Origin of the sequence: Streptomyces sp. NPDC091209 (assembly GCF_044757755.1) — a bacterium.
Taxonomy (GTDB): domain Bacteria; phylum Actinomycetota; class Actinomycetes; order Streptomycetales; family Streptomycetaceae; genus Streptomyces.
In genome coordinates this window covers 1-17,257 of sequence record NZ_JBIVVR010000011.1, presented here as the reverse complement: position 1 = coordinate 17,257, position 17,257 = coordinate 1, and the positions used below count along the sequence as shown (strand labels likewise).

The following is a 17,257-nucleotide window of genomic DNA, read 5'->3' as shown; positions in this document are numbered from 1 at the left end:
CACCCTTAGAGCTGCGAATGAGGCAATCACGGACACGGGTTCGACAAGGAGCGGTCACAGTGCAGCGCTGGCGTGGCTTGGAGGACATCCCCGAGGACTGGGGGCGCAGCGTCGTCACCATCGGTTCCTACGACGGGGTGCACCGCGGACACCAGCTGATCATCCGGCATGCCGTGGACCGCGCCCGTGAGCGGGGCGTTCCCTCCGTCGTGGTCACCTTCGACCCGCATCCCAGTGAGGTGGTCCGCCCCGGCAGCCACCCGCCCTTGCTCGCCCCGCACCACCGCCGCGCGGAACTGATGGCCGAACTGGGCGTGGACGCCCTGCTCATCCTGCCGTTCACGACCGAGTTCTCGAAGCTGTCGCCCGCCGACTTCGTGGTGAAGGTGCTCGTCGACAAGCTGCACGCCAAGGCCGTCGTCGAGGGCCCCAACTTCCGCTTCGGCCACAAGGCCGCGGGCAACGTCGACTTCCTGCGCGAGCAGGGGGAGACGTACGACTTCGAGGTCGAGGTCGTCGACCTGTACGTGACCGGTGAGGCGGGCGGCGGCGAGCCGTTCTCCTCGACCCTCACGCGGCGCCTCGTCGCCGAGGGCGATGTCGAGGGCGCGCGCGAGATCCTCGGACGGCCGCACCGCGTCGAGGGCATCGTCGTCCGCGGCGCCCAGCGCGGCCGTGAACTCGGCTTCCCCACCGCGAACGTCGAGACCCTCCCGCACACCGCGATCCCCGCCGACGGCGTCTACGCCGGCTGGCTGCACGCCCAGGGCGAGGCCATGCCCGCCGCGATCTCCGTCGGCACCAACCCGCAGTTCGACGGCACCGAGCGCACGGTGGAGGCGTACGCCATCGACCGTGTCGGCCTCGACCTCTACGGTCTGCACGTCGCCGTCGACTTCCTCGCCTTCGTCCGCGGCCAGGCCCGGTTCGACTCCATCGAGGCACTGCTCGAAGCCATCACGGACGACGTGAAGCGCTCGCGCGAACTGATCGAGGCGTACGACGGGGAGTAGTCCTCCCCGGTCTCCTCCCCGGTCCGTCCGCCCCTGTCCGCCGTACGGCTGACAGGGGCGGACGTCTCTGTGCCGATGAACGGCGGTCCGGACGCGCGAAAGCCCGCACCGTCCGTGAACGGTGCGGGCCCGAGCGGGAACCGGCCCCTCGACGGGGCCGGTCACCCTTTACTGCTGACCCGGCTGACCCGGCTGGCCCGGCTGGCCCGGCTGGCCCGGCTGGCCCGGCTGGCCCGGCTGACCGGGGTGAGGCGGTGCCGGCGGCGGCGGGGTCTGCCCCTGGTTCGGCTGGTAGGGCTGTCCGGGCTGGAACTGCTGCCCCGGCTGCGGCGGCTGCTGGTAACCGTGCTCCGGCCCCTGCGGATAGGGCTGACCGGGCTGCTGCGGGTACGGCTGTCCCGGCTGGGCGTACGGCTGTCCGGGCTGGGGCTGCTGCGGAACCTGACCTGGCGCGGGCTGACCCGGAACCTGTTGTCCCGGAACCTGCTGACCCTGGACGTACTGTCCGGGAACCTGCTGTCCCGGAACGTACTGGCCCGGCATCGGCGGCGCGGCCACCGGCGGCGGGTTGCCGTCGTTCGTCCACAGCCCGTGCGACTGCTGGTGCCGTGCGATGTCCTCGGCGACCATCGCGGAGAGGTTGAAGTACGCCTCCCGCACCTTGGGGCGCATCATGTCGAGGTCGACCTCGGCGCCCGCGGACAGGTGCTCGTCGAACGGCACGACCACGACACCGCGACAGCGCGTCTCGAAGTGGCTGACGATGTCGTCCACCTTGATCATCTTGCCGGTGTCGCGCACCCCTGAGATGACGGTGACGGACCGCGAGACGAGGTCCGCGTACCCGTGCGCCGAGAGCCAGTCCAGCGTCGTACTGGCGCTGCTCGCCCCGTCCACCGACGGCGTCGAGATGATGATGAGCTGGTCGGCGAGGTCGAGCACCCCGCGCATGGCGCTGTACAGCAGACCCGTACCGGAGTCGGTCAGGATGATCGGGTACTGCTTGCCCAGGACGTCGATCGCGCGCCGGTAGTCCTCGTCGTTGAAGGCCGTGGACACGGCGGGGTCGACGTCGTTGGCGATGATCTCCAGCCCGGAGGGCGCCTGGGAGGTGAACCGCCGGATGTCCATGTACGAGTTGATGTACGGGATCGCCTGTACGAGGTCACGAATGGTGGCGCCGGTCTCGCGGCGCACCCGGCGGCCGAGCGTACCGGCGTCCGGGTTGGCGTCGATGGCGAGGATCTTGTCCTGCCGCTCGGTGGCGAGCGTGGAGCCGAGCGCGGTGGTCGTGGTCGTCTTGCCCACACCGCCCTTGAGACTGATGACGGCGATCCGGTAGCAGGAGAGCACCGGGGTCCGGATCAGCTCCAACTTCCGCTGCCGCTCGGCGTCTTCCTTCTTCCCGCCCAGCTTGAACCGCGACGACGCGGCGGCCGGACGACCGCTCTTGGCCTTCTGCCTCTTGTTGTTGAGCAGCCGGTCGGAGGACAGTTCCACCGCCGCCGTGTACCCGAGCGGGGCCGCACCGGGATTGGTCGGCTGCCGCTGATCGTGCCGCACGGGCTGCGGCCAGGCGGTACCGGTCCGCGGGTCGACCGGGGCGGCGGGCTGCTGCTGTACGGGCGGGGGGCCCGGCTGGTACGGGGGCTGCGGCTGCGGGCTCTGCGGCTGGGCCGGTGCCGGGTACGGCGGAGCCGCCTGGGCCGGGGGCCGCTGCGACTGCGCGAGGTCGTAACCGGGCTGCGGGACAGGCGAGTCGGCCGCTTGCTGCGGGAATCCGTAGCCCTGCTGAGGGACGGCATCGGAAGCCGGAGCCGGAGCCGGAGCCGGGGCGTGCGGCGGTACGGCGTCCGGCGCGGGCGCGGCGGGCTGCGGGAACCCGTAGCCGGGAGCCTGTGGGGCGGCGGGGTGGGCGACCTGCTGGTCCTGGAACGGGGTGTGCTGCTGGGGGAACCCGTAGCCCGGAGCGGGTGCGTGCTGTTCCGGGGCGGGGGCCTGTGGCTGGTGGGCGGGGGCCTGCTGCTGCGGGAACCCGTAGCCGGGAGCCTGTGGGGCGGCGGGGTGGGCGACCTGCTGGTCCTGGAACGGGGTGTGCTGCTGCGGGAACCCGTAGCCGGGAGCCTGTGGGGCCGCGAGGTGGGCGACCTGCTGGTCCTGGAACGGGGCCTGCTGCTGCGGGAACCCGTATCCCGGAGCCTGTGGGGCGGCGGGGTGGGCGTCCCGCTGGTCCTGGAACGGGGTGTGCTGCTGGGGGAACCCGTAGCCCGGGGCCTCGGTGGGCGGGGCGGACGGAGCCGGGGCGGGCGCGCCGGGCTGCGGGAAGCCGTAGCCGGCCTGCGGGGCGGATGCCGGGTCCGGAGCGCCGGACTGCGGGAACCCGTAACTGCCCTGCGGCGGCGGAGTCTGCGCGGGCGCCTCGGCCGGTGGGGCCGGCGCCCCCGAGGGCTGGGCCTGCGGCGGAGCCGGCACGGGGTTCTGGAGGGCGGCCGACTGCGCGGGCACGGGCCCCTGCGGGGAACCCGCCGAACCGGGCGTGCCGGGGGAGGACCACGCCGTGGGCACGGGCTGTGGCGCCGGGGGCTGGAAGGGCCGGCCCGGAGCGGGTGAGGGTGTCGGCGCGGGCGGCTGGAAGGGCTGACCGGGCGCGGGCGCCGGCGCGGCCGGGGGCTGGAACGGTCGGCCCGGGGCTGGTGCGGCGGGCGCCTGCTGCGGCACCGGTGCCTGGTGCGCCCGGTCCTGCGCGGCCGGTGCGGGCTCCGTGGCGGCGGGCCACTGCGGGGCCGGTGCGGGGGCGGCGGGCTGGTAGGCGGGCGGCAGGGGCGGCAGCCCACCCTGGGGCAGCGGCGGCGGAGCCCAGGCGGGCGGCGAGTCCTGCACGCCCGCGGGCTCCTCCGGCCGGACCACGGGCACCGCGTCCTGCGGCTCACTGTCCTGCGGCTCACTGTCCGGGGGCTCGACATCCTGCGGGGAGGCGTCTTGTCGCTGGAACCCGTCGGCCATGTGGGCATCGCCGACCTCGTCGTCCGCGGACCGCGGCTCCACGACCTCGGCGATCCCGGCCTCGGCAACCTCGCTCTCGACCTGGGCCGAGGCGGCGCTCGGTTCCTCGGCGCCCTCGGCACCCGGGGAGACGACGACGGCCTCGGCCGTTTCGGCGCGATCCGCCACCGGTGCGCCTGGTACCTCGGTCACACCCGCGCGCTGGGAGGCCGCCTCCAGGGACTGGTAGGCGAGCACGGGATCGATGACGGGCGCGGGCGCGGGCGCGGGCGTGGGGCCGGTCGCGGGCTGGAGAGGTGCCATCTGCTCGGGCTGGAGGACGTGTTCGGGCTGGACCACGGCGTCCGCCTCGTCCGCCTCGTCCGCCTCCTCCGCGGCGACGGGCGCGCTCGGGGCCTCAGACCCGGTTCCCTCCTGCACCGCAGGGCCGCTGTCACCGCCGTCGGCCTCGGCGCCGCCCCCGGCGCCATCGTCGGTGGGCGCATCCTCACTGCCGGAGTCGGCCGCAGGCGTGTCCAGCTCCGCGTCCTCGGACTCGGCGGTCTCGGAAATTGCCCGCTCCGCGATCTCCCGCTTCAGCGCGGCGGAGGAGAACCGCATGGTCGCGCCGCTCTCCAGGTCCCCGTTCCCGGAATCCGGTTCGCCGGAAGCCGTGTTGGAAGGGGCGGCGGGCTCGGTGACGTGCACCGGGGAGTCGACGGGCGCCCACGGCGCCTGGAATCCACCCGAAGGAAGGTTGCTGGGCAGAGCGGTCACGCCACCAGCGTCCGAGGCAGGCGCCACGGCCGGAGCCTGGGACTGCGCGGCAAGGGGCTGCGCGGCGGACGGCCGGACCGCCGCGGGGCTCACGACGGGCGCCGGGTCGATCGGAGCCGACTCCGGAACGCCCGGGACCGCCGCGGGGCCCACGACGGGCGCCGAGCCGACCGGAGCCGACTCCGGAACGCCCGTGGCCGCGGGACCACCAGAAGCCGTCGGATTCCCCGAGGGCATCGAGGCACCCGAGGCTGCCAAGTCCTCCGACTCCGCCGAGCCCTCCGACGTCTCCTCGGACTCCTCGGACTCCTCGGACTCGTTCGAGTCCCCGGAACCGCCCGGTCCCTGCGCGTCGTCGCCCGTACCCCCCGAATCGCCGGAACCACCCGAGGCGTTCTGCGTGTACCAGGCCGGCGGCGCGTAGTCGATGGTGAACTCGCCCGTCGTCTCGACGGCGGACTCGGCGTCGGACTGGTCATCGCCGGGCGTGGCCCAGCCCCCGCGGATCCCGTCCCGATCGCTGTTCACAATTCCTCCTGGTGTGGTCGAGCACCCTCAAGTCGAGCCGGGGCGACCGTCTGCTTGTCGTCCGTTGACGTTCACGGACGACCGAGGCCGCCCGAAGTCCGTAGGAGGTCGTCCGAATTGACCGGCCCCCCGGGTAACGCGAGCCACCCGTCCCCGGGTTCAGGCGTCGCGCCCCGTCCCAGCCTAATCACCATGACTGTCCGTAGGGCAGGCCTGTCCACCTCACCGCGGCAGCCCGCTACGGCACACCCTGCCCAGAAGTGGCGTACGCACGCTCACTATTGACCCCGAAACCAGACAAACAACGGCATCAGGAAGGCCACTTGCCTCTCAGGAACGGACCGTCGGACCGTGGCACAGCCAAAAGGGCCGCCACGGAAACCTCTCCGCGCGGCCCTTCGCTTCCCGGCGTTCCCGACGGCCGGCTACTCCGTCGGCAGACCCGCCGTCGGCGGCGCCGGTTCCAGATCGAACTCGCCGTCCCGCGCGCCCAGCACGAAGGCCCGCCATTCCGCCTCCGTGTACCGGAGGACCGTCGCCGGGTCGAGCGAGGACCGCATGGCCACCGCGCCCCCGGGGAGGTACGCGATCTCGACGCGCTCCTCGTGCTCCTCCGTGCCCGGCGCGCTCTGCCATGCGACACCTGAGATGTCGAGCGCGTAGAGCTCGTCCTTCTCCCGCTCCTTGCGCGCCTTGACGTCCTTGTCCGCTTCCTCGGCCATGTTCCGCCGGCCCCTTCCCCACGTACGAATGACCTCTGCCGTCACCCTAGTGGCCTGGTCCGCGCCGTCCGGGAAGGTTCGAAGACCCGGACGGAAGCATCCGGCCAGGCTGGTACCCTGTGAAACGGCCGTTTGTGTACGCACCCCCGGAGCTCCGCTCTGGAGGCCGCGCCCAGCGGATCCCGCCTCCCGAGTAACGGAAGCTCCCCTGAGAATTCGACCAGGGGCACTCGGTGGCAGACACGAGACTACAAGGAGTAAGCGTGCCGCTCGACGCCGCTACGAAGAAGCAGCTCATCAGCGAGTTCGGTCAGAAGGAGGGCGACACCGGCTCCCCCGAGGTCCAGGTCGCCATGCTTTCGCGCCGGATCTCGGACCTGACCGAGCACCTCAAGACCCACAAGCACGACCACCACTCCCGCCGTGGTCTTCTGATCCTGGTCGGCCAGCGTCGCCGCCTGCTTCAGTACCTGGCCAAGAAGGACATCCAGCGCTTCCGTGCGCTGGTCGACCGCCTGGGCATCCGCCGCGGTGCGGCCGGCGGCGCCAAGTAAGACGCCGTGAAGGGAGCGGTTCCCACTTCTTGGGAGCCGCTCCTTTTGCTGTATGTGCTGCCTCAGGTGCTCTCTACGTGCGGAGTGTCACCGACGCTTTGTAGTGTGGTAGCACAACGCAATACGCAGGAAACCGCACGTACGAACACAGCGTGACGACGCCGTACCCGCCGGGTAGGGCATCTCACGACAACGAACGAGGAGAAGCGCGCCTCGCCGCCGCCGGTCCTCGGTAGTGGCCCCCGGGCGAAAGAACCCCGGGTGCTTCGATCGAAGACCGGCCCGCACCAGAAGGACGCTTCTCCGCCACCGTCCCCCTGCCACACGGGCAGGTCGGGACGAAGACGAGGAGAAAACGCTAGTGGAGAACGAGACCCACTACGCCGAGGCCGTTATCGACAACGGTTCCTTCGGCACCCGCACCATCCGCTTCGAGACGGGCAGGCTGGCCAGGCAGGCCGCCGGCTCCGCCGTCGCGTACCTGGACGACGACACCATGGTGCTGTCGGCCACCACCGCTTCGAAGAAGCCCAAGGACCAGCTCGACTTCTTCCCCCTGACGGTGGACGTCGAGGAGCGGATGTACGCCGCCGGCAAGATCCCCGGCAGCTTCTTCCGCCGTGAGGGCCGTCCCTCCGAGGACGCGATCCTCACCTGCCGTCTGATCGACCGCCCGCTGCGTCCGTCCTTCAAGAAGGGCCTTCGCAACGAGATCCAGGTCGTCGCGACGATCATGGCGCTCAACCCCGACCACCTGTACGACGTCGTGGCGATCAACGCCGCCTCCGCGTCCACCCAGCTGGCCGGTCTGCCCTTCTCCGGCCCGGTCGGCGGCGTCCGCGTCGCGCTGATCAACGGCCAGTGGGTCGCGTTCCCGACGCACACCGAGCTCGAGGACGCCGTCTTCGACATGGTCGTCGCCGGTCGCGTCCTCGAGGACGGCGACGTCGCGATCATGATGGTCGAGGCCGAGGCCACCGAGAAGACGATCCAGCTCGTCCAGGGTGGCGCCGAGGCGCCGACCGAGGAGGTCGTGGCCGCCGGCCTCGACGCCGCGAAGCCCTTCATCAAGGTCCTGTGCAAGGCGCAGTCGGACCTCGCCGCGAAGGCCGCCAAGCCGACCGGCGAGTTCCCGATCTTCCTGGACTACCAGGACGACGTCTTCGAGGCCCTCACCGCCGCGGTCACGAGCGAGCTCGCTCAGGCGCTCACCATCGCCGGCAAGCAGGACCGCGAGGCCGAGCTGGACCGCGTCAAGGAGATCGCCGCCGAGAAGCTGCTCCCGCAGTTCGAGGGTCGCGAGAAGGAGATCTCCGCCGCGTACCGCTCGCTCACCAAGAAGCTGGTCCGCGAGCGCGTCATCAAGGACAAGGTCCGCATCGACGGCCGCGGCGTCACGGACATCCGTACGCTGGCCGCCGAGGTCGAGGCCATCCCGCGCGTGCACGGCTCGGCGCTGTTCGAGCGTGGCGAGACCCAGATCCTGGGCGTCACCACCCTCAACATGCTCCGCATGGAGCAGCAGCTGGACACCCTCTCCCCGGTGACCCGCAAGCGCTACATGCACAACTACAACTTCCCGCCGTACTCCGTCGGTGAGACGGGCCGTGTCGGCTCCCCGAAGCGCCGCGAGATCGGCCACGGCGCGCTCGCCGAGCGCGCGATCGTGCCGGTCCTGCCGACCCGCGAGGAGTTCCCCTACGCGATCCGTCAGGTGTCCGAGGCCCTCGGCTCCAACGGCTCGACGTCCATGGGCTCGGTCTGCGCCTCCACCATGTCGCTGCTCAACGCCGGCGTGCCGCTGAAGGCCGCCGTCGCGGGTATCGCCATGGGTCTGATCTCCCAGGAGATCGACGGCCAGACGCACTACGTCGCCCTCACCGACATCCTCGGTGCGGAGGACGCCTTCGGTGACATGGACTTCAAGGTCGCCGGCACCAAGGAGTTCGTGACCGCCCTCCAGCTCGACACCAAGCTGGACGGCATCCCCGCCTCCGTCCTGGCCGCGGCCCTCAAGCAGGCCCGCGACGCCCGCCTCCACATCCTCGACGTGATGATGGAAGCGATCGACACGCCGGACGAGATGTCCCCGAACGCCCCCCGGATCATCACCGTCAAGATCCCGGTGGACAAGATCGGTGAGGTCATCGGCCCCAAGGGCAAGATGATCAACCAGATCCAGGAGGACACCGGCGCCGACATCACGATCGAGGACGACGGCACCATCTACATCGGTGCCCAGCAGGGCTCGCAGGCCGAGGCCGCGCGCGCCACGATCAACGCGATCGCCAACCCGACCATGCCGGAGGTCGGCGAGCGCTACCTGGGAACCGTCGTGAAGACGACGACCTTCGGTGCGTTCGTGTCGCTGCTCCCGGGCAAGGACGGTCTGCTGCACATCTCGCAGATCCGCAAGCTCGCCGGCGGCAAGCGCGTGGAGAACGTCGAGGACGTCGTCGGCGTGGGCTCCAAGGTCCAGGTCGAGATCGCAGAGATCGACTCCCGCGGCAAGCTCTCCCTGATCCCCGTGATCGAGGGCGAAGGCGACGATGAGAAGAAGGACGACACCGACCAGTGACGTCGAGTAGCTCCACGACGACGGCCCGCACCTCTTCGGAGGCGCGGGCCGTCGCCCGTACCCAAACCCTGATCAAGGGCGCGAACGGAATCGGCACGGTCCGCAAGACCACCCTCCCCGGCGGCCTGCGCATCGTCACCGAGACGCTTCCCTCCGTGCGCTCCGCCACGTTCGGCATCTGGGCGCACGTGGGCTCCCGCGACGAGACGCCGACCCTGAACGGCGCGACGCACTACCTGGAGCACCTGCTCTTCAAGGGCACGAACCGCAGGTCCGCCCTGGACATCTCCTCGGCGATCGACGCGGTCGGTGGCGAGATGAACGCGTTCACCGCCAAGGAGTACACGTGCTACTACGCGCGCGTGCTCGACACCGACCTGCCGCTCGCCATCGACGTCGTCTGCGACATGCTGACCGGCTCGCTCATCCTCGAGGACGACGTCAACGTCGAGCGCGGCGCGATCCTCGAAGAGATCGCGATGACCGAGGACGACCCGGGCGACTGCGTGCACGACCTGTTCGCGCACACCATGCTCGGCGACACCCCCCTCGGCCGCCCGGTCCTCGGCACGGTCGACACGGTCAACGCCCTCACCGCGGACCGCATCCGCCGCTTCTACAAGAAGCACTACGACCCGACCCACCTGGTCGTGGCCTGCGCGGGCAACGTCGACCACAACAAGGTCGTACGCCAGGTCCGCGCCGCCTTCGAGAAGGCCGGCGCCTTCAAGAACGCCGAGGCGGCCCCCATCGCCCCGCGCGACGGCCGGCGCGGCATCCGCACCGCGGGCCGCGTCGAACTGCTCGGCCGCAAGACCGAGCAGGCGCATGTCGTCCTCGGCATGCCGGGCCTGGCCCGCACCGACGAGCGCCGCTGGGCTCTCGGCGTGCTGAACACCGCCCTCGGTGGCGGCATGTCCTCGCGCCTGTTCCAGGAGGTCCGCGAGAAGCGCGGACTGGCCTACAGCGTGTACTCGTACACCTCGGGCTTCGCCGACTGCGGCCTCTTCGGCGTCTACGCGGGCTGCCGCCCGAGCCAGGTCCACGACGTCCTCAAGCTCTGCCGCGACGAACTCGACCAGGTCGCCGAGCACGGTCTCTCGGACGACGAGATCGGCCGCGCCATCGGCCAGCTCCAGGGCTCCACGGTCCTCGGCCTGGAGGACACCGGCGCGCTGATGAACCGGATCGGCAAGAGTGAGCTGTGCTGGGGCGAGCAGATGTCGGTCGACGACATGCTGGCCCGGATAGCGTCGGTCACCCCGGACGAGGTCCGCTCGATCGCCAGGGACGTCCTGGGACAGCGGCCCTCGCTGGCGGTCATCGGCCCGCTCAAGGACAAGCAGGCGTCCCGGCTGCACGACGCCGTCGCCTGAATCCCGTCTCGGTAAGGAACGAAGCAATGAGCAAGCTGCGCGTGGCGGTCCTCGGTGCCAAGGGCCGGATCGGAGCCGAGGCGGTACGAGCCGTCGAGGCCGCCGAGGACATGGAGCTGGTGGCCGCGCTGGGCCGCGGCGACAAGCTGGAGACGCTCGTCGACGCGGGTACCCAGGTCGTGGTCGAGCTGACCACTCCGGCCTCGGTGATGGGCAACCTCGACTTCTGCGTCCGGCACGGCATCCACGCCGTGGTCGGGACGACCGGCTGGACCGAGGAGCGGCTCGCGCAGCTCGGCACCTCGCTGGCCGCGTCCCCGGAGACCGGCGTGCTCATCGCGCCCAACTTCTCCATCGGGGCCGTACTGACGATGAAGTTCGCCGAGGTCGCCGCGCCGTACTTCGAGTCCGTCGAGGTCGTCGAGCTGCACCACCCGAACAAGGTGGACGCCCCCAGCGGCACCGCCACGCGCACCGCTCAGCTCATCGCCGCGGCCCGGGAGCGCGCGGGCAGCGCCCCGCAGCCCGACGCCACGGTGACCGCCCTGGACGGCGCCCGCGGCGCCGACGTCGACGGCGTGCCGGTGCACGCGATCCGGCTGCGCGGTCTCCTCGCCCACCAGGAGGTCCTGCTGGGCGGCGAGGGCGAGACCCTGACCATCCGCCACGACTCCCTCCACCACAGCAGCTTCATGCCGGGCATCCTGCTCGGCGCGCGCCGCGTGGTGACCACTCCCGGCCTCACCTTCGGCCTGGAACACTTCCTGGACCTCGGCTGAGCCGGGGAACGTACGACAGTTAGCCGGCAGACATGCGCGCGAAGATCACCTATGCCATCACGGCCGCCGTCCTGGTCGTCTATTTCGTCCTGGTCGGCAGCCGGGGTGTGCTGCTCATCCAGAACGGCACCCTGATCACCGTCACCTTCGGTGTCGCGGTGCTCATCCTGCCGGTCATCGGCGTCTGGTTCCTCTGGATGAACACCCAGTTCGTCAGGAAGGCCAACCGGCTCGCCGCCGTGCTCGACGCCGAGGGCGGGCTGCCCGTCGACGAGCTGCGGCGCACCGAGGGCGGCCGCATCGACCGGGACTCGGCCGACGAGGTCTTCGCCCGCCGCAAGGCCGAGACCGAGGACGCCCCGGACGAGTGGCGCAACTGGTTCCGCCTCGCCGTCGCCTACCACGACGCCCGGGACACCCCGCGCGCCCGCAAGGCCATGCAGCGGGCCATCGCCCTGCACGAGGGCCGCACCCTGGAAGCCTGACCAGGTCGTACGACGAAGGGCCGGCCCGCAGTGCGCGGGCCGGCCCTTCGTCATGGAACAGAGGTGCGCCCGGGGCTACCGGGGCTACCGGGGCGCCGAGGCAGCGTGCTGGTGCTGGTGCTGGTGCTGGTGCTGGTGCCGGTGCCGGTGTCCGTGCCCGTGCCCGGGGCGATGTGCGGAGCGGGAGCCCCCGACCCGGGGCCCGCGCCCGCCGCGGGCACGCGCGGAGCAGACGCCGCGCTGGGGAGCACCTGCCCTGCGCGGAGCCGGGGCCTGACGTGGAGCGAGGGCCGCACACGGAGCCGGGGACTGACGTGGAGCCGGCGCCCGGCGCGGAGCCGAGTCTGACGCGGAACCTGGCCAGGTGCCCGGGGGCGACGGGCTCAGGCCCGCCGGTACTCGTCCGCCCACACCTCGACGACGTCGGCCGCGCGGTCGAAGGCCTCGGTCCGCGCCAGGAAGTCGGCGTTGTGCGTGGTCATCAGGGGCGGCACGTCTCCGGACGCGCGGCTCCGGCTCACGAGCGTCAGGGCCTGGCCCTGAACCGTGCGCGGCAGTCCCAGCCAGCGCACCGGCTGCTGCACCGTGCGCACCGCCACGACCTGCTCCCACCGCGTCGTGTGCGTGACGAAGAAACCCACCCGGCGCAGCCCTCGGGCGCTGACCCACACCCCCATGCGCAGCAGCCGCAGCGCGCACACGATGACGACGGTCGCCACGGCCATGCAGGCCACGGCGCCGGGCAGCGTCCCGGCGACGGCGATTATCACGGCCGCGACGAGCACGTACGAGGCGAGCAGCAGGACGAGCGCGGCCGCGCCCACCCGCCAGGGGCCGGGCCGGTAGGGGCGCCGCCAGCGGTCGCGGTCGTCGAAGGGCAGCGCGACATCCTCCGCCGCCTCGTCAAAGGCGCGGTCCGCCGTCAGGAAGGGCAGGGGCACGACTGATCCTCACTCAATCCACGCATGGGCTGTGCCGGTGAGGTTATCCACCCGGTTGCCGGCTCACCACCCTTGGGGGTCCGGAAGGGTCAGCGGCCGTCCGACGCCTCGGAATGCTGCGTCTGCGCAGGTGACCCATCCTGTGACAGGGCGGGCATTCCGAGGACCAGGGACCCCGCGAGCCCGGCGATCACGGTGAGGCCGATGAGCCACCGGCCGGCTATCTGCCCGGCGGAGGACCGCTCCCGGGGCGGGGGAGCGACATTGCTGCGGAACTGGTCGGCTTCGGCGGTGAAGGCGAACGGGACGGGCTCGCGCCGACGGAACATGGGCGGTGCTTCTCCTCTGGGGGTCGCGGGATGCGGTGATGCGGTGACAAGCGGCTCGAAATGCTCGAACAGGTCAGTCTCACTCATACAGACGGCCGAACGCCCCAAGAGGTGCCCGGAATCACCGAATTCGCAGAACTTCGCCGCCCGATGTCGCGGCACGGTAGCGAACGCCCAGTTGTCGGTGCCGGGCCGTAGAGTGGTCGCCGCCCGAGCCAGTGATGGGAAGGACCCTCCGCACGTGACCGACACCCCAGCCGACCTCAAGCCCAGCTTCCGCGGCGATGTCACCGTCGAGCTGATCAAGCACACGGCCTCCGACGCCGACGTGCTGTTCGCCGCCCGTGTCTCAACCGCCGGGGAGCAGTCGCTGGAAGAGCTGCAGAAGGACCCGGAGCGCTCCAAGGGCCTGATCAACTACCTGATGCGGGACCGGCACGGCAGCCCCTTCGAGCACAACTCGATGACCTTCTTCATCAGCGCCCCGATCTTCGTCTTCCGGGAGTTCATGAGGCACCGTGTCGGGTGGTCCTATAACGAGGAGTCGGGCCGTTACAGGGAGCTGGAGCCCGTCTTCTACGTTCCCGCTGAGGACCGCAAGCTGGTCCAGCAGGGGCGCCCCGGCAAGTACGAGTTCGTCCAGGGCACCCCCGAGCAGTACGGGACCGTCACCGCCGCCATGGAGGAGTCCTACCGCCAGTCGTACGCGGCGTACCAGGAGATGCTGGCTGCCGGTGTCGCCCGCGAGGTCGCCCGTGCCACCCTTCCGGTCGGGCTCTTCTCCTCGATGTACGCCACGTGCAACGCCCGTTCCCTGATGCACTTCCTCGGCCTGCGCACCCAGCACGAGCTCGCCAAGGTCCCGTCCTTCCCGCAGCGGGAGATCGAGATGGTCGGCGAGAAGATGGAGGCGGAGTGGGCCAGGCTCATGCCGCTCACACACGCGGCCTACAACGCCAACGGGCGCGTGGCGCCGTAACACGCCTCCGCGCACCGGCCCGGCACAGATGTACGGATCAGCCGAGCGAAGTGTCCGTATTGCGGCATTTCGCGAAGTTCATCTAGCCTGATCAAACGGACCCGGCACTGCTTGAACCCCCGAGCAGGCAGTGCCGGGTTCCACCTTTGTCAGGCTTTGTCGTGTCTCCCGAGGGCAGACCACGCGTTGAGCAGCGAGTAGCGTGTTACCCATGGCTCCGACCTCCACTCCGCAGACCCCCTTCGGGCGGGTCCTCACCGCCATGGTCACGCCCTTCACGGCGGACGGCGGACTCGACCTCGACGGCGCTCAGCGGCTCGCCACCCACTTGGTGGACGCAGGCAACGACGGCCTGATCATCAACGGCACCACCGGTGAGTCCCCGACCACCAGCAACGCGGAGAAATCGGATCTCGTACGCGCCGTGATCGAGGCGGTGGGCGACCGCGCCCACATCGTCGCCGGCGTCGGCACGAACGACACCCGCCACAGCATCGAGCTGGCCCGCGACGCCGAGAAGACCGGCGCGCACGGCCTGCTCACCGTGACGCCGTACTACAACAAGCCCCCGCAAGAGGGCCTGTACAGGCACTTCTCGGCCATCGCCGACGCGACCGAACTGCCGGTCATGCTCTACGACATCCCCGGCCGCAGCGGCGTCCCGATCAACACCGAAACTCTGGTGCGGCTCGCCGAGCACCCGCGTATCGTCGCGAACAAGGACGCCAAGGGAGACCTCGGCCGGGCCAGCTGGGCCATCGCCCGCTCCGGCCTCGCCTGGTACTCCGGCGACGACATGCTGAACCTGCCGCTGCTCTCCGTCGGCGCGGTGGGCTTCGTCTCCGTAGTCGGCCACGTGGTCACCCCGGAACTGCGCGCGATGCTCGACGCGTACCTCTCGGGCGACGTCCACAAGGCCACCGAGATCCACCAGAAGCTGCTCCCCGTCTTCACCGGCATGTTCCGCACCCAGGGCGTCATGACGACCAAGGCCGCGCTCGCCCTCCAGGGCCTGCCCGCCGGTCCGCTGCGCGCCCCGATGGTCGAACTGTCGCCCGAGGAGACCACCCAGCTCAAGATCGATCTTGGCGCCGGCGGGGTAGAGCTCTAACCACAGACTTCACAACCGAATACGTACGACACAACTGAAGACGCATGATCCGCAGGCCATCGGTCTGCACCCCACACACAACAGCTACTGCACGAACGTCACGCGCGCCACGTGCCTTGCCAGGTACGTGGCGTCCGTGGTGAGGAGAGTCTTTTGAGTCATCCGCATCCTGAACTCGGCGCACCGCCGGTCCTCCCGAAGGGCGGCCTGCGGGTCACCCCGCTCGGTGGCCTCGGCGAGATCGGCCGGAACATGACGGTCTTCGAGTACGGCGGCCGCCTCCTGATCGTCGACTGCGGAGTGCTCTTCCCCGAGGAGGAGCAGCCCGGAATCGACCTGATCCTGCCGGACTTCACGTCCATCAGGGACCGCCTCGACGACATCGAGGGCATCGTGCTCACGCACGGCCACGAGGACCACATCGGCGGCGTCCCGTTCCTCCTGCGCGAGAAGCCGGACATCCCGCTGATCGGCTCCAAGCTGACCCTCGCGCTCATCGAGGCGAAGCTCCAGGAGCACCGCATCCGGCCCTACACGCTCGAAGTGGCCGAGGGCCACCGCGAGCGGATCGGCCCCTTCGACTGCGAGTTCGTCGCGGTCAACCACTCCATCCCGGACGCCCTCGCGGTCGCCATCCGCACCCCCGCGGGCATGGTCGTCCACACCGGCGACTTCAAGATGGACCAGCTCCCGCTGGACGGCCGCCTCACGGACCTGCACGCGTTCGCCCGGCTGAGCGAGGAGGGCATCGACCTCCTCCTCTCGGACTCCACGAACGCCGAGGTCCCGGGATTCGTCCCGCCCGAGCGCGACATCGCGAACGTGCTGCGCCAGGTCTTCGCCGGTGCCAGCAAGCGGATCATCGTGGCGAGCTTCGCCAGCCACGTCCACCGCATCCAGCAGATCCTCGACACCGCCCACGAGTACGGTCGCAGGGTCGCCTTCGTCGGCCGCTCGATGGTCCGCAACATGGGTATCGCGCGGGACCTCGGCTATCTGAAGGTCCCGCCGGGCCTGGTGGTCGACGTCAAGACGCTCGACGACCTCCCGGACCACGAGATCGTCCTCGTCTGTACGGGCTCCCAGGGTGAGCCGATGGCCGCCCTCTCCCGGATGGCGAACCGCGACCACCAGATCCGGATCGTCCAGGGCGACACGGTGATCCTGGCGTCTTCGCTGATCCCGGGCAACGAGAACGCGGTCTACCGCGTCATCAACGGCCTGACCCGCTGGGGCGCGAACGTCGTCCACAAGGGCAACGCCAAGGTGCACGTCTCCGGCCACGCCTCCGCGGGCGAGCTGCTGTACTTCTACAACATCTGCAAGCCGCGCAACCTGATGCCGGTCCACGGCGAATGGCGCCACCTGCGTGCCAACGCCGAGCTCGGCGCCCTGACCGGCGTCCCGCACGACCGGATCGTGATCGCCGAGGACGGCGTCGTCGTCGACCTGATCGAGGGCAAGGCGAAGATCTCCGGCAAGGTCCAGGCGGGATACGTGTACGTCGACGGCCTCTCGGTCGGTGACGTCGGTGAGCCCGCGCTCAAGGACCGGAAGATCCTCGGCGACGAGGGCATCATCTCGGTCTTCGTGGTGATGGACGCCAGCACCGGCAAGCTCACGGCCGGCCCGCACGTGCAGGCACGCGGTTCCGGTATCGACGACTCGGTCTTCGTCGATGTCATCCCGAAGATCAGGGAAGTCCTGGAGCGCTCGGCCCAGGACGGTGTGGTCGAGCCCCACCAGCTGCAGCAACTCATCCGCCGCACGCTGGGCAAGTGGGTGTCCGACACCTACCGCCGGCGCCCGATGATCCTCCCGGTCGTCGTCGAGGTCTGACGTCCGGCAGAGCCCCAACCAGGAGCGGGGCGCCTCGATTTGCATCGGGGCGCTCCGCTCCAGTACGTTTGCGTCTCCGCCTGAACGGGAACCCGGAAGCTTCGTGCTCCGGAGCCAGTCCCCGAACGGGGCGGGAATTCCGACTCAGAGATTCTGATAAAGTCGGAGTCGCTGGAAAGGGAAACGCGAAAGCGGATTACCTGGAAAGCACCGAGGAAATCGGGCCCGAAAGGTTCTGATAGAGTCGGACTCGCCGGAAAGGGA

At 70.5% G+C, this 17,257-nt stretch carries 13 protein-coding genes; 9 read left to right on the top strand and 4 right to left on the bottom strand.

All coding sequences use genetic code 11. The annotated features are described in order from the left end of the window. Positions 1–59: 59 nt before the first annotated feature. Positions 60–1,013, top strand: coding sequence for a bifunctional riboflavin kinase/FAD synthetase (locus tag ACIQRL_RS29005; protein ID WP_401337079.1), 954 nt, complete (start codon positions 60–62; stop codon positions 1,011–1,013). Between the two features lie 168 nt (positions 1,014–1,181). Here the strand turns inward: ACIQRL_RS29005 and ACIQRL_RS29000 are convergent, their stop codons facing one another. Beyond that, positions 1,182–5,300 (bottom strand): SCO5717 family growth-regulating ATPase, encoded by a 4,119-nt coding sequence (locus ACIQRL_RS29000; protein WP_401337078.1) that lies wholly within the window; start codon positions 5,298–5,300, stop codon positions 1,182–1,184. Between the two features lie 425 nt (positions 5,301–5,725). Next, positions 5,726–6,022, bottom strand: coding sequence for a DUF397 domain-containing protein (locus ACIQRL_RS28995; protein ID WP_401337076.1), 297 nt, complete (start codon positions 6,020–6,022; stop codon positions 5,726–5,728). A 263-nt stretch (positions 6,023–6,285) separates the two neighbouring features. On the opposite strand from ACIQRL_RS28995, the gene rpsO reads away from it, so the two are divergent. The 5 genes from rpsO (at position 6,286) to ACIQRL_RS28970 (ending at position 11,794) form a co-directional block, all read left to right on the top strand. Further along, a complete protein-coding gene (gene rpsO, locus ACIQRL_RS28990) occupies positions 6,286–6,576 on the top strand; it encodes a 30S ribosomal protein S15 (protein ID WP_081219736.1) in 291 nt (96 codons plus the stop codon). Positions 6,577–6,937: 361 nt separating this feature from the next. Next, on the top strand, positions 6,938–9,154 hold the full coding sequence (locus ACIQRL_RS28985) for a polyribonucleotide nucleotidyltransferase (protein ID WP_401337074.1): 2,217 nt from the start codon (positions 6,938–6,940) through the stop codon (positions 9,152–9,154). Continuing rightward, on the top strand, positions 9,151–10,530 hold the full coding sequence (locus ACIQRL_RS28980; protein WP_401337072.1) for a M16 family metallopeptidase: 1,380 nt from the start codon (positions 9,151–9,153) through the stop codon (positions 10,528–10,530). The genes ACIQRL_RS28985 and ACIQRL_RS28980 overlap by 4 nt, the downstream gene beginning before the upstream one ends. Before the next feature lie 26 nt (positions 10,531–10,556). Continuing rightward, positions 10,557–11,309, top strand: a complete 753-nt coding sequence (dapB, locus tag ACIQRL_RS28975; RefSeq protein ID WP_401337070.1) for a 4-hydroxy-tetrahydrodipicolinate reductase — start codon at positions 10,557–10,559, stop codon at positions 11,307–11,309. 32 nt (positions 11,310–11,341) lie between these two features. Then, on the top strand, positions 11,342–11,794 hold the full coding sequence (locus ACIQRL_RS28970; protein WP_401337068.1) for a hypothetical protein: 453 nt from the start codon (positions 11,342–11,344) through the stop codon (positions 11,792–11,794). Between the two features lie 383 nt (positions 11,795–12,177). Here the strand turns inward: ACIQRL_RS28970 and ACIQRL_RS28965 are convergent, their stop codons facing one another. Continuing rightward, a complete protein-coding gene (locus tag ACIQRL_RS28965) occupies positions 12,178–12,735 on the bottom strand; it encodes a hypothetical protein (RefSeq protein WP_401337067.1) in 558 nt (185 codons plus the stop codon). A gap of 89 nt (positions 12,736–12,824) precedes the next feature. Then, positions 12,825–13,064 (bottom strand): hypothetical protein, encoded by a 240-nt coding sequence (locus ACIQRL_RS28960; RefSeq protein WP_401337065.1) that lies wholly within the window; start codon positions 13,062–13,064, stop codon positions 12,825–12,827. Positions 13,065–13,305: 241 nt separating this feature from the next. Between ACIQRL_RS28960 and thyX the strand changes: the two genes are divergently transcribed. The 3 genes from thyX (at position 13,306) to ACIQRL_RS28945 (ending at position 16,993) form a co-directional block, all read left to right on the top strand. Then, positions 13,306–14,043: an FAD-dependent thymidylate synthase gene (gene thyX, locus ACIQRL_RS28955; protein ID WP_401337064.1), complete on the top strand. Its 738-nt coding sequence runs from the start codon at positions 13,306–13,308 to the stop codon at positions 14,041–14,043. Positions 14,044–14,254: 211 nt separating this feature from the next. Next, positions 14,255–15,154, top strand: a complete 900-nt coding sequence (gene dapA, locus ACIQRL_RS28950; protein WP_401337062.1) for a 4-hydroxy-tetrahydrodipicolinate synthase — start codon at positions 14,255–14,257, stop codon at positions 15,152–15,154. Positions 15,155–15,307: 153 nt separating this feature from the next. Continuing rightward, positions 15,308–16,993 (top strand): ribonuclease J, encoded by a 1,686-nt coding sequence (locus tag ACIQRL_RS28945; protein WP_355842070.1) that lies wholly within the window; start codon positions 15,308–15,310, stop codon positions 16,991–16,993. The last annotated feature ends 264 nt before the right edge of the window (positions 16,994–17,257 follow it).

Excerpts from the sequence above, each read along its gene's own strand:
- dapB (WP_401337070.1), top strand. The coding sequence starts at position 10,557 with ATGAGCAAGCTGCGCGTGGCGGTCCTCGGTGCCAAGGGCCGGATCGGA.
- ACIQRL_RS28960 (WP_401337065.1), bottom strand. The coding sequence starts at position 13,064 with ATGTTCCGTCGGCGCGAGCCCGTCCCGTTCGCCTTCACCGCCGAAGCC.
- dapA (WP_401337062.1), top strand. The coding sequence starts at position 14,255 with ATGGCTCCGACCTCCACTCCGCAGACCCCCTTCGGGCGGGTCCTCACC.
- ACIQRL_RS28970 (WP_401337068.1), top strand. The coding sequence starts at position 11,342 with ATGCGCGCGAAGATCACCTATGCCATCACGGCCGCCGTCCTGGTCGTC.
- ACIQRL_RS28995 (WP_401337076.1), bottom strand. The coding sequence starts at position 6,022 with ATGGCCGAGGAAGCGGACAAGGACGTCAAGGCGCGCAAGGAGCGGGAG.